Genomic DNA, 12,740 nt, shown 5'->3' with positions numbered 1-12,740 from the left:
CATCTGGTTCGCGATGCTGTTGTATTATATAATCATCACAACATTTATGGTCTGAATGTTACTCTCACTATACCAACGCTGCCGATTAGACCTTTCGGTATAGGCAAGGTCGCGCACCGCGGGTTAAGAGCAGCGCGTACAGCACGTTCGGCAAAAACGCGAAAGCGCGGGTCGTTAAGGCGTCCGCGGTCCTCAGGGGCTATCATCGCCTCGCGGGCCACACCGTCGGCGCCCACCGTCACCAGTAGCTTTGCCTGCATTTTCTCCAAATCGAGTGCGCCAGCATCCTTGCTCCAGCACTCCCGTATGCGTTCGCCGATAGCGCTGAGCTGGCTACTCGAAAGCCGATCAGACAAACCCTTTGGGTTGTCTCCGTTGCCCATAGGGGCAGGCGCGGCACGTTCGGTCTGCTGCTGGCGCTGCAAGGCGCGAAGTCGCTCAAGCGTGTTGTTGAGCGCCGCAGTGTTCGGGATGCCTTTTTCTTCAATCTTCGACGCTGGTGCTGGCGGCGCCGCCGGGGGTTGAGGATTGCCAAAGCAGGCAAGCTGAATTGCACCTGCCGAAACGTCCGCGGAAACCCCACCACCAATGCTTTCAGAAGCAAGTAAAGCGGGACTTCTTAGCGCTTGATCTCCTGATTTTTTAAAGATCACCAAAAATGGTGTAAAACCAACACGTCCACCAAAACCGTTTTTTGCGTTTATAAGTCCACAGACAGCTCGTGTATTCTCGTCAAGACTTCGAACAAATACATTTTTGAACTCTGCTGAATCCGGATCGCGCAATCTATCTTTGACCCCGTCTTCGGCCGAATATTTGACATAGGCATCCCAAGCTGGGGGCGGGCCTTTTGGCAGAAGGCTGCCAAGGATGATCAAAGAGAGCATCAAGCCGCCGATCCATTTCAGAGCCTTCATTTCTGCTTTCCAACCACCTCGTGAGAGACGCCTTTATGCCTTACTTAAGAGATGGTTTCTATATTCATATTCAGCTCAGGGTTGAAATTGATTGCCGGAGCTGGGAACGCGGATAGCGTTGTCCATTCCTTATCAGCACCGTTCTTGGCATTCCCGAGTCGCTGAGTCGCCGTCCTGAGACCATTTCCGCTGCCCGAGCTATCCACAGGCCGGGTGCGAACTCTTGGCGGAGCCGGTGCGAACTCTTGGCGGAACGCCCCCTGCCGGCAATCTGGGAGATTCAATCCCTTAGCGGAGTTATCCCGAGAACTCTTGGCGGACAAACTAGTACATAGAATCCAAATAGCCTTCCTAGTAGCTGCTCCGCCAAGAGTTCGCACTTCCGGCCCAGCCCGGTCCGAGGCAGGGTAGCGGCATGGGCGAGGTGCATGACATCCTGATGGCGCACGGGAAGCAGGCCGCGCTCGCGGGCGGCCTGAGCCGGGACGTCATCGAGGCGGCCGCCTCCTACCTGGCGAATGAGGACGGCGGCATTGGCCTCCTCTATTCCGGCTGGTGCCAAGCCGCCTTGCCGCACAAGCGGCTGCCCGACGGCGAGGGCTGGCAAATCAAAGGCGAGCATGTCGGCCTCATCGTCGAGCCGGGGATGCGAATGGGCGAGGGCGATACGCCCATTCCCGTCGGCGTTCCCTACGGCAGCCGCGCGCGCCTGATCCTGATCTATCTCCAGACCGAAGCTTTGCGCACCAGCAGCCGGAACGTGGAACTCGGCCGCAGCCTGCGGCAATGGTTCGGGAAGATGGGCATTCCTTGCGCCGGCAAGAACATCGCCGCCGTGCGCGACCAGGCCGAGCGGATCACCTTCTGCACCTTCTCGTTTCACATGCGTGCCAAAGAACGCGCGGGCGTCATGCGCCATAACGTCGTCGAGACGGCCATGTTCGTCGGCGCCGGACCGCAGGAAGGCCTGTTCGCCGAAAGCGTGACGCTGTCGGACGGCTTCTTCCGCCAGCTCCAGCAGCATCCCGTGCCGCTTGAGGACGCCGCCATCAAAGCGGTGTCGAACAACTCGCAGGCGATCGACATCTACTGCTGGCTGGCCTATCGCCTTCATGTCCTGCCGGCCCCGCGCCCCGTGTCCTGGGCCGCCCTGAAGGTCCAGTTTGGCGCCTCGGTGGGGCGCATGGACATCTTCCGCCGCCGGTTTCTTCCCAACCTCGCCTTGGCCCTGGCCGTCTATCCAGACGCCAAGGTCGAAGTCGAGGATGGCGGCCTGGTGTTGCACCCGTCGAAACCGCCCGTCGCGCCGAAACTGGTCAGCGCGCGATAAGCTCCGCCAAGAGTTCGCACGCGGCCTTGCCGGACGGTTTAGTTTTTCATCGTAAATTATACCTCTGGGCGATAACGGCCCAGAGCGCATTTTCCAAATTCACAGTCCGCTTTTTGCCGATGCCAAAGTCTGTCGGCCATGGTTTCCTTGCGGCGCACACGGCTCACCGGCCTGGCCGCCGATCCGCTGGCGCTCGATTTTCCCACCGTCGCCGATGGCGTGGCGCGACTGGCGTTCGTGGAGGCGGCATTGGCCTCATGGGTGGCCGGAGGCGGCTGGGTGGACGTTCCGGCATAGCCCGCCTTTTGCCGTGCGCGGCGCGGGATCCAGGAAAAGACCTGGCAGCAACAATCCTTCTTCCCCCGCATTTCCTTGTTCAAATATCCCGAGGAGGGGAAGGGGGAGGGGCAGCGCCCCTCCCCACGGCGCCCGAGAGGGCGCGATGATCCGCACGCCCGTTAGGGCGTGTCCGCTTCCTTGTTCACTGCTGTGCAAAAAGAGCTACGGCATAGTTATATTTCTAGGGAGGTTAAGGGTTCTCTCTCACTGTGAGAGTCCGGAGGATTTCCCGGACTCCGCCTTCTGGACCGCCCGCCCAAGGCGCGCGAGTATGGCGGCCACGCCGTTGTCCGGTTCGCTTTCGAGCGCCCGCACCACGCTTTCCAGGGTGCCGCCGTGACGCTGCTCGGCCATCGCCGCCGTAAGGGCGTCGGGCAGGGGCGGGTGATCGCCCCAGGTGCCAGGCGCGGGCGGTGGCGGCGCCGGTGGCGCCACATAGCCAAGCCACTGGCTTTCCGGCAGCACGGCATAGGCGTTCGTGTCCTGCTTCAGCAGGAAGCGCCCGTCCGCGTCGTGGGTCTCGGTGCAGCGGCGCAGCCAGAACAGCATGCCGAGCGCCTTGAGGCGCTTCAGGGCACGGCCAACGCTAGAATAGGCCACGCCGGCTTTGAAGGCGAGCGCTTGCCAGGACGGGTCCAGCCGTCCGGTCCGGTAGTTCAGAAAATCGAAGAGCAGGGCGTGCAGGACGGCAAGGGCGGTACGGCCCACCACGCCGCCGTGCTTGCCGGGCTCGTGCGTGCGGCGGTCGAAATCGCGGGCGCGGTGATAAAGCCGCACGGCGGCCTTCTTGGACAGCGCGACGAACTTCACAGTCTTGGTCGTGCTGTCGGCCCACACCGGGTAGGCGGCGTAGGTCTTCGGCGCAGTAAAGCCGGGGAAAAGCGGCGCAAGTGATGAAATTGCAAGCATGATTCTTCCTTTCTGGGTTGGGGAACAACCCGCCGGGAAGGGCCGAATCCGGGCACAAACGTCCCCGTTAGCGAAACCGCAGGTTTCGCTTGACTGCCAGAAGGATTTTTGGGAATCTCAGGACTGCCACGTCACTGAGTTTCCGGTTCAGAAATCCGGTTTGCCGGTTTCAAAAATCCATCTTATGCAGCCCCGCCCTTGGCGGGGTTTGCTGTTTCTGGGCCTTGGGCATCCTCCAAAGTTGTTGCGTGGAACTGCGGAATTTCGAATCAGCTCCGCAACTTCCCACCTTGCCGGAAATCCGCTGCGCCGTCGAGATGACAGCCGTAAAGCTGCGATGAGAGTCTCGGCGGCCCGCGAATCTCTTCGCTGTAAGTTGGAACGTCATAAAAACGATACAGGGTCATGGCCCCGCTTGCGGCGGCGCCGGCGAAGGCGGCGCGGTGCGCATCAGCAACCAGGCGGCGGTTGAGCCGTCGTCCACGCGTTCCGGTCTGGCGGCGAGTTTCTTCGGCGACGGATTGAGCGCCGCCAGATGCGCCCATTCCGCGGCCACGGCGGCCGGCAGCGCGCCGAGCGCGCTTTGCGTCGCGATCACTTGCGCCTTGTCCCAGGCGTGGACGGCCACGCCGGCGCCAAGAGCTGCAAGTGCCACGAGCCCGCCGCCAAACACCGCGCGCCACCCCGCGATCCGCGAAGCGGCTTGGCGCACGCCGCACGCGGCGGCGTTCTCGACCGCGGCGGTGAGCGGGTCGAGCTGCGCGGCCGTGAGCGTGAGAGCCTGCGGCGGCCGCGCGGTCATGGCCTCCAGGTGAGCAATGGCCTGGCCGTAGGTCCGGACGGAAACCAGCAGGGCCTGCGCCACCGCATAGAGCGGATCGTCGGCCGGAATGCCGCCGACCCGCGCGGCGAGCGCCGCTTCGACGTCGGCCAGCGGCGGCGCGCCGGTCACGGCAACCACGCGCCGACCGGGGCGAAGCTGTCTTCGAGCCGCCGCCAGGCCGCGCGGGCCGCGGCGCGCTGGAACGTGTCCAGCGGATTGACGGCGCCGTCCCGCAGCGTCGGTGCCCCGGCCTCGCCCAGCAGCAGGGCGGCCGAATCAAGCCGGATGGCCAGATCCTGGTCGAACAGGCGCGGCAGCGCCACCAGCACCGCGCCGCGCGCCAGCGCCGCCGTGACGTCCGCATGTCCCAGGATCGGCGCGAAGAGGCTGCGGTCGGTCACAAGCGCCTCGTTGACCACCAGAACGGTGTTGCGCGGCCGGAAGCCGAACTCCTCCAAAGTGCCGAGCACATCGAGATCCTCGGGCCGCGGCGTCAGGAAATAGCAGGCGACCGCCGCCTGCCGCTGCTCGGCCAGAACCTCGAGGAGATCGGGCGTGCTGGTGACGAGGCCGACCAGGCTCTGGTCGCCGCCGCCCATGTCGAGGAGCGCCGGCACCTGTAGCTGCGCCACATAGCCGAGATAGCCCTGCATCCAGGCCACCACGGCGGCCGCGTCGGCGGCCTCGGGTTGGTCGACGCCGTCGGGAAAGAAACTGGCAAGCGTGCGGCTGTTGACGTCGAGCGCCGCCGCCTTGATGGCGCGGCCGGCCATAATGGCGCGCTCAAGCATCCAGCGCGCCACAAGGGTTTTGCCGCTGCCGTTGGGGCCGATCAGCCACCAGATCGGCAGGCCGGTCAGAGCCGGCACCTTGCGCGAAGCCGGCTTGCCCGCGGGAGCCGCGGCAAGGGCGCCGGGCAGCCGATGCACCTTGGTCGCCGGCGGCAGTTCTCTCCGGAACGAAACCACGCCTTTTCTCCCTATTTGAGTTTGACGGGACCGCTGAACCTGAAGCGGGCCGGAGACGGACCTGGCGCCGGCCGCGGCGCGACCGGGTCCGCGCCCGCCGGCACCGGCGGTGACGCCGCCGGCGTTTTCGGCCGCCGCTTCTTCCGCCGCCCGCCGCGGGCGGCTTTTTCGGCGGCGTAAAGCGAGTTGAGCTTGCCGGCGGTCAGCGGCGTGCCGTCGGCGGCGGCCAGGCCGTCGGCGGTGAACAGGTCTGCAATCTGTTGCCAAGTGACGCCGCGCGCCCGCGCCGCGGCGATGTCGTCGAAGGTTTCGCTGATCCGCACGCGCGCGGCGGAGGGTTCGGGCCGGCCGCCGGCGGGGACCATGGCGCGGAGCCTGGCCCGGAAGGCATCGCTCATCGGAAGTTCCGGCCTCCCGGTTTCACGCGGCCGCCAATAACGGCGGGCGTAGTCGTGTTCATGCACAATAAGCTTGCCAATATAGGCCAATACAATGAGTGTAGATACTGTGGATGGCCAAGCCGACGCCAAATAAGCCGCGGCGCCACCAAGCAGATGCCAAGCTTTTCCGAAGCCATGCGTGAGGTTCACACGGCGCGGCTCCTGGCGGAGCACAGATTTGCACAGGGCTGCGCCAAGCGCCGAAAGGGCGACGAGGATGGCGAAATCCCCCTCCCACCGGATTTGGGCGACCGTGACGGCCGACGAATGGGCCGTCTTCCGGCAGACGGCGGCGGCGCGGGGCGTGCGCCCGTCCGATCCGGCCCGAACCATGGTCCTGGCGGCGATCCGGGCTCCCCTGGCGGGGCCAGGCGCGGCGGCCAGCCCGGACGCCCTGGCGCCGCTCCTCGCCCGCCTTGAGGCGCTCGCCGGAACGCTCGGCCAGCATGTCGCGGCTCTCGGCCAGCTGGTGCCGGAAGCCGCGGCCGCCGGCGCCGAACGCGAAGACACGCGGGCCCTGCTCGTTGACATCGGCCACGCGGTCGGCGTGCTGGCCGGCAGCCTCGAACCGCTCGACGCGGCGGACGACCCCGCGGCGGCGTTCGGGCCCGACGCATGACGGCGAGTCTCAAGCGCATCGGCGGCGGCGGCGACGCGGTCGCGCTCGGGGCGGCGGTCGCCTATTACGAGCAGCGGAACGCGCAGCCCCGCGAGCCCGAAGCGGACGCCGCGCAGGCGATGGACGAATATCTGCTGGCCGGCAGCGCCGCGGCGGCCCAGCCGCGCTGGTGGTCGGTGAAGGGCGCGCTCGCGCCCGATGGCGCGGCCCTGACCCCCGGCGCGCTGCGCGCCCTGCTGGAAGGGCGGGGGCTCGACGGCCGGCCGCTGGTGCAGGCGGCCGCCCGCAACCAGCGCGTGGGCGGATGGGACATCACCTTTTCGGCGCCGAAGAGCGTCAGTGCGCTGTGGGCGATGGCCACGCCCGAGGTCCGGGCGGCGCTTCTGTCCGACCTGGTGGCGGCGGCGCGCGCCGGCTTGCAGGCGCTGGAGGCGCGCGGCGTGTTCGAGACCCGCCGCGGCAAGGGCAGCGCGGTCCGCGAGGCGGCGGCGGATGTCGCGGCGGCGCTGTTCCCGCATGTCACGAGCCGGGCGGGCGATCCGCAGCTGCATGTCCATGCCGTGTTGATCAACGCCAGCCTGCGCGCCGATGGCACGACGGGCAGCCTCGATCCCGCCCAGCTGTTTCCGTGGAAGACTTATGCGGGCGCGATGTTTCGCGCCGAACTGGCCGGCCGGCTGATGGACCGCGGCCTCGCGAGCGGCGAGGACGGGCAAGCGTTTCGTGTGCTGGGCGTGCCCGGGGCGCTGACCGCCTTGTGGTCGAAGCGCCGGGCCGCCCTCAACGGCAGGCTCGACGCGCTGCGCGCCGCCTTGGAGGCGAGCGCGCAGGACGCCGCCGACGCGGCACGGGCGCCGGGCGTCAGGCAAGGGCCGCTGCGCGACGCCGCGGCCGCCGCGCCGGAAGCCCCGCGCGGGGAAACGCTGCGCAAGTTGCGCGCGGCGATCGTCGCCGCGACCCGGCACCGCAAGGACGCGCTGCCCAGCGACGGCGATCTGGAACGCCGCTGGCGAGAGGACTTGCGCGGGCTCGGCCTGACGCCGGAATCCGTCTGGCGGTCCGTCCGCGCGGCCGCCGCCCGTCACCAGCGGCCGGTGCTGGACGCCGGTGACGCGGCTCTTGCCGAGGCGATGGCCCGCAACGCGGTCGTCAGCGCGCGCACCTTGCGGCGCCTGATCGCCGAGCAGGCGCAAACCCGCGGCGGGGGCGCCGCCGGCGCCGATGCGGCCTATGCCCGCCTGATCCGCAGCGGCCAGCTCATCGCCTTGCGCCCCAACCGGCGCGGCGAAGAGATGTTCAGCACAAGCGCGACGCTGGCGCGCGAGCGCCAGATGCTGCGCGATGTGCTGGAACGGCGCGGCGAGGGCAGCCTGATCGGGGCCGGCGCGGTGGCCGCGGCGCTCGCCGCCCGGCCGACCCTGTCGGCCGAGCAGAGGGCCGCGGTTCGGCATATCGCGCGCGGCGACGGCGTGACGGTGGTCGAGGGCCTTGCCGGGGCGGGCAAGTCGTTCGCGCTGGGCGCCATCGTTGCGGCGGCGTGGGCCAGCGGCGCCCGGGTGATCGGCCTGGCGCCCTCCTGGGTTGCGGCCGACGTCGTGCGCGCGGACGCCAATCTGCCGGACGCGCGGGCCCTGCAGGGATTCGTTCAAGGGCTCGCAGCCGGCACGATCCGGTTCGGCGCGCCGCCCGCCGGCCAAACGGAACCGGGCGTGCAGCGTCTCGGCGCCAAGGTCGTGCTGATCGTGGATGAGGCCAGCATGGCCGGCTCGCAGGACCTGGCGGCGCTGTTGGCGCAGGCCCGCGCGCATCGCGCCCAGGTCGTGCTGATCGGCGACCGGCGGCAGTTGCCCAGCATCGAGCCCGGCGCCGCGTTCCAGGCCGTGGCCGATGCCCTGGGTGTCTCCCGCCTGGCGGATGTGCGGCGGCAACGGCATGCGCCGCCCTGGCAGCAAGAAGCGACGCGGCGCTTCGCCGCCGGCGACAGCGTCGAAGGCCTGACCCGCTACGACGCCAAACGCCAGGTGCGCTGGGCGCGCGACGGCGCGCACGCCGTCCGCAAGGTTGCCGAGGCCTGGGCGCATAACCGGCAGCTTCATCCGGCGGCAAGCCGGATGGTGCTCGCCGCCAGGAACGCGGATGTGCACGCGCTCAACCGGGAAATCCGCGCCCGGCTTCTGGCGGCGGGCGAACTCGGCCCGGACACGCTCACGGTCCGCACGCTGCATGCCGGGGGCCGGCACGGCCAGGGCGAGGCGCGCGCCATGGAGCTGCGCGTCGGCGACCGGGTGACGGTCGGCGTCAAGCTGGCGCGGGACGGCCGGAACGTGCTGCCGAACGATCTTGCCACGCTGACGGCTTTCGCGGCCGGTCCCGATCCCGTTTTGAGCCTGCGGATCGACCGCACCGGCCGTACCGAGACGCTGCGGCTGTCGGAACTGGTCCCGTCCCGCCGCGCCGGCCAGGCGAAGCGGCCGGCGCTGCCGGCGCTTCAGCACGCCTACGCGCGGACGATCTACAAGGCGCAGGGCCAGACGGCGGATTTCACGATCGTCCATGCCGGCGACGGCCTGGACGCGTCGAGCGCTTATGTCGCGCTCACCCGCCATCGCCGCGACGCGCTCGTGGTGGCCGACGCCGGCCTGATCGCGCGCCGCCTGGCCGAGAGCGGCCTCAAGCCCACGCGTGAGGCCGTGCGGCAGGCGTTTTTGCGCACCGCCAGGACCAACGAAGCCGGCCGGAATGCGAGCGACTACGTGGCGGACCGCGCAACCTGGCTGCGCACCGGCGATCCGCACGCGCTGCCGGAAACCGCCCGCGAAACGCGCGGCCAGGCCCTCGTGCGGACCGCGGCCGAGATGGCCGCGGCGTTCGGCCAGAGATTCAAGACGCTGCGCCGGATCGACGTGCCCGCCTATCTCCGCGCCCTGCGGCATCGGCTGCGGCGGCCCATGCCGCGCCGGACGGCGGCGCCGCATCCCGCCGCGGCGCACCAGCCCGAGCCGGCGCAAAAGCCCTCTCCAGCGCCGCCACCGCGCGCGCCGCGCCCCGCCGCGCAATGGATCAAGGTGTCGGAACATGACGCGCGGCACCAGCTTCGCGCGGCCCTCGATCGCGCCGGCTTCGATGTGGCGCGCCTCAAGGAACTGCCGGTGCTCGACGGGCAGCGCCATTACGCGCCGCTCAAGGAAGATCGCGGGCGCCAGCAGCGCGGGGCGTACCGCGCCTACTATGACGGGGTCCGCCCGGCGGGCGCGATCTGGAATTTCCATACCGGCACGGTCACGACCTGGAAGGCCGACGGCGAACGCGCCCCGCTTGCGCCCGCCGATGCCGCAGCGCTCGCGCGCCGCCAGGCCGAAGCGGCGGCCGCACGCGCGCGCGACGACGCGCGCCGCGCGGCCCACGGCGCCCGGGCGGCCCAGAGGCTGTGGGACACGGCCGCCCCGGCCGATCCGGCGCATCCTTATCTTGCCGCCAAAGGCCTGTCGGGCGCCGGCCTGCGGCAGGATCGGCACGGGCGGCTGGTGATCCCGCTTTACGTGCTCGACGGCGGCGCGCTGCGGCTCGTCAACGCGCAGACGATCACGGCCGACGGCACCAAGCGGCCGCAATACGGCGCGCGCAAAGTTGGCGCCTTCCACCTGTTCGGGACAATCGATCCGGAGGGACCGATCGGCCTTTGCGAAGGCTACGCCACGGCGGCGGATTTTCATGCCGCCGCGGGCCTGCCGGCCACCGTGATGGCGCTGGACAGCGGCACTTTGGCGCCCGTGGCGCGGGCCCTGCGGGCGGCTTATCCCCGGGCCCAGCTGATCTTCGGCGCCGACAACGACGCCCACCTGCCGCAGCGGGACGGTGTGCGCCGCATGCCGAACATCGGCCTCGAAAAGGCGACCGCCGCCGCCGCGGAAAACCGTCCCGCGCTCGTCGTCGCCCCGCCCGCCTTGCCGGCGCGCACCGCTGCGGATGCCGGCACGGACTGGAACGACTATCGGCTGGCCGAGGGCCGCCCGGCGGCGCAGGCCGCCGCTTGTCGGCAAATCGCGGCGCAAGGGCGGATTGAGCCGCGCCAGCAGGCGCCCCAGATCACGCCGGAGCCAAACGCCCGTCGGCCGGGGCCGACGCTGACGATCTGAACGCCGGACCGCCGGGTGCGGCCCCGGCGCGGCAGGACGGGATCTTTTCTTCATTTGCTTCATGCGTCGTCTTCGAGCGGCCGATCACCGGCTTCCGCCGCGGCCCGGGCGCAATGGGCCGCGCGCTTCGCCGCCGCCCGGGCCGCCTGCGCGGCCGCCGTGGCCGTCCGCTTGGCCCGCCGGGCGCTCTCGGCGATGCGGGCCGCTTCCGCGGACAGCTGTTCGGCCGCCGCCCCCGCGGCGGCCGCGTGCCCGCGCCAGGCCTCATCGGCCGCGGCCGCCCGCAGCGCCCGCGCGGCTTCGGCGCGCGCCGCCCGCGCCCGCTCGGCGGCGATGGCGGCCCGTGCGACTTCGCCCTCGGCTGCCGCGGCGGCGCCGCGTTCGGCGACCGCCGCGTCATAGGCCAGTTGCGACGTTGCGGCTGCCGCTTGCCGCAAGGCCGCGTGCGCGGCTTCGGCTTGTTGGCGGGCCGCCGCGGCTTCGCTGTCCGCCTGCGCCCGCGCCGCCGCTTCACATTCCGCCGGCGAGGGCCGCGGCGGTTCCGGGTCGCGCTCGACCCGCAGCTGGAGACGCGGCACGACGGGCGGCGGCGCCAGCAGATCGCGAAAGGCGGGATCGGTGTAATAGATGATGCGATCGAGTTTCAGGGGCGGCAGGGACGGGCGCAGAACGATCATCTCATGGGGGGGAAGCCGCTGCAGCTCTTGCGGCAGGAGCAGCGGGCGCGGCCGGGGCGCCAGCTGCTCCTGCTGCCTGGCCGGCAACAGCCAGCCGAAGAAGCGCGGCCTGTGCGTGCTGACGGTTTCCACGGTGTCCGTGCCGGCGCGCTTGCTGACCTCTTCGGCCAAGCGCTGGTCGGCGCCGCCGAACAGCAATTCGGCGCCGGTGTTGAGAAACAGGTTCTCGGCCCCTTCCTGTAAATAGATAGATGCCAACTGTTGTTTGCTCTGGACGACATAGAGCATGCGGAAGCCGAAGCTGGCCGTGAACGCCGCGGCGTCGGCCAGCACATCCATCCGGCCCGGCGCCCAGAATTCGTCCAGCACCACGGCCAGGCGATGGCGGTCGCGCGGATCCTCGCCGAACTCCCGGCGCGTGTTGACGGCGATCAGCTGCTGGAAGAAGAGGCTGAACAGCGGCCGCAAGCGGCGGATATCGGCCACTTCCGCGCAGACAAACACGCTGACGGGCCGGTGCCGCAGCGCCGCCAGATCGAAATCGCTGGTTTCGGTCGCGGCAGCAATGACCTCGCTGTCCCACAGCCGCAGCGCCGTGACGATGGTGTCGCGCACGCCCAACGCGCCCGGATCCGCCTCCCGGTCGAGCCAGCCGAGAATGGCGTCGACGGCCGCCGCCGGGTAGGGCTGCGCCCGGGCGCGGGCGGCGTCGATCATGGTCCGGAAGTTCTGGGCGTAGTCCGCCCGCTCGATCAGGCGGCGCACGGCGGCCACGGTCAGCGGCGCGCCCGGCGTTTCGGCGAGTAGCACCGCGGCGGCGCCGGCCACACGGCGGCCGGCATTGTCCCAATACGGATTGTTCGCCTTTGTCTCGGGGACAAGCGTCTGCATCACCCGCTGGATGGCGTCAGCGCACCCGACCTGGCCGCGCGGCACATGGCCGAGCGGATTCCAGCGATGCGACCGGCCATCCGGATTCGTCGGATCAAAGACGAAAACCTCCTGGCCCTTGGCGCGCCGCGCCCCTGCCGCGTCTCTCACCAGGTCGCGCTTGATGCTGAAGGCCACGAGCGAGCCGTCCCACGCCAGGCAATTCGGCACCACGACGGAGACCCCTTTGCCGCTGCGGGTCCGGGCATAGAGGGAGACGTGCTCCTCGCCGGGCAACACCACATAGCGGCGCCAGAGACCCCAGATCCCGCGGGTGCGACCGAGGATCAGCGCATCCCCGGGCGGCCGCCGGGTGAAGCGCAGGCCGCTTCGGCGGGCTTCGGCTTTGCCGGCCCAATGCGCCTCGCCATGCAGCCGCTGGCGCCGGCCGGCCTGCGCGGCCCGGACGGCGGCGGCGGCGGCGAACAGGCCCGCGGTCATGCCGGAGAAGGCGAGGGCTGGCGCGAACGTCGCGCGCAGCGCCGGATCGGGGGCGTAGAGCCACCAGGCCCAGGCCCAGCGCCAGCCGGTGGCAAAGGCGGGATGGGTCCAGAAGCCGGTCAGGGCGAGAAAGCCGACGCTGGCCGTGACGGTCCAGACGCACGGCAGGCCAACGGCGGCGCCAGCCAGCAGCAGGGCTTTGCGGGTCACG

10 protein-coding genes are annotated in these 12,740 nt (G+C 69.8%); 4 read left to right on the top strand and 6 right to left on the bottom strand.

What is annotated here, in order from left to right; all coding sequences use genetic code 11:
* Positions 1-44: 44 nt before the first annotated feature.
* Positions 45-917, bottom strand: coding sequence for a hypothetical protein (locus NBY65_RS33100; RefSeq protein ID WP_150043444.1), 873 nt, complete (start codon positions 915-917; stop codon positions 45-47).
* 415 nt (positions 918-1,332) lie between these two features.
* Between NBY65_RS33100 and NBY65_RS33095 the strand changes: the two genes are divergently transcribed.
* Positions 1,333-2,247 (top strand): replication protein RepA, encoded by a 915-nt coding sequence (locus tag NBY65_RS33095; protein ID WP_150043442.1) that lies wholly within the window; start codon positions 1,333-1,335, stop codon positions 2,245-2,247.
* A gap of 138 nt (positions 2,248-2,385) precedes the next feature.
* Positions 2,386-2,544, top strand: a complete 159-nt coding sequence (locus tag NBY65_RS33090) for a hypothetical protein (RefSeq protein WP_162530772.1) — start codon at positions 2,386-2,388, stop codon at positions 2,542-2,544.
* 246 nt (positions 2,545-2,790) lie between these two features.
* On the opposite strand, the gene NBY65_RS33085 is transcribed toward NBY65_RS33090, so the two are convergent.
* The 4 genes from NBY65_RS33085 to NBY65_RS33070 all read right to left on the bottom strand — a co-directional run bounded on the left by NBY65_RS33085 (position 2,791) and on the right by NBY65_RS33070 (position 5,684).
* Entirely contained in the window at positions 2,791-3,495 is a 705-nt protein-coding gene (locus tag NBY65_RS33085; protein WP_150043440.1) for a hypothetical protein, read from the bottom strand.
* Positions 3,496-3,898: 403 nt separating this feature from the next.
* Complete coding sequence (locus NBY65_RS33080; protein ID WP_150043438.1) at positions 3,899-4,447, bottom strand: hypothetical protein; 549 nt, start codon at positions 4,445-4,447, stop codon at positions 3,899-3,901.
* Positions 4,444-5,286 (bottom strand): hypothetical protein, encoded by an 843-nt coding sequence (locus NBY65_RS33075; protein WP_150043436.1) that lies wholly within the window; start codon positions 5,284-5,286, stop codon positions 4,444-4,446. The genes NBY65_RS33080 and NBY65_RS33075 overlap by 4 nt, the downstream gene beginning before the upstream one ends.
* Before the next feature lie 11 nt (positions 5,287-5,297).
* A complete protein-coding gene (locus tag NBY65_RS33070; RefSeq protein ID WP_150043435.1) occupies positions 5,298-5,684 on the bottom strand; it encodes a hypothetical protein in 387 nt (128 codons plus the stop codon).
* 259 nt (positions 5,685-5,943) lie between these two features.
* Here NBY65_RS33070 and NBY65_RS33065 point away from each other — a divergent pair, with 259 nt between their 5' ends.
* Complete coding sequence (locus NBY65_RS33065) at positions 5,944-6,345, top strand: hypothetical protein (protein WP_250266059.1); 402 nt, start codon at positions 5,944-5,946, stop codon at positions 6,343-6,345.
* Positions 6,342-10,481 (top strand): MobF family relaxase, encoded by a 4,140-nt coding sequence (gene mobF, locus NBY65_RS33060; RefSeq protein ID WP_150043431.1) that lies wholly within the window; start codon positions 6,342-6,344, stop codon positions 10,479-10,481. Before NBY65_RS33065 ends, mobF begins: the two co-directional genes overlap by 4 nt.
* Before the next feature lie 59 nt (positions 10,482-10,540).
* Here mobF and NBY65_RS33055 read toward each other — a convergent pair whose 3' ends face one another.
* Positions 10,541-12,739, bottom strand: a complete 2,199-nt coding sequence (locus NBY65_RS33055) for a type IV secretory system conjugative DNA transfer family protein (protein WP_250266058.1) — start codon at positions 12,737-12,739, stop codon at positions 10,541-10,543.
* Between the last annotated feature and the right edge of the window lies 1 nt (position 12,740).

The sequence above is a fragment of the Rhodovastum atsumiense genome (assembly GCF_937425535.1).
Lineage (GTDB): Bacteria > Pseudomonadota > Alphaproteobacteria > Acetobacterales > Acetobacteraceae > Rhodovastum > Rhodovastum atsumiense.
The sequence above is the reverse complement of the archived record's forward strand: the minus strand, read 5'-3'. Positions and strand labels throughout refer to the sequence as shown.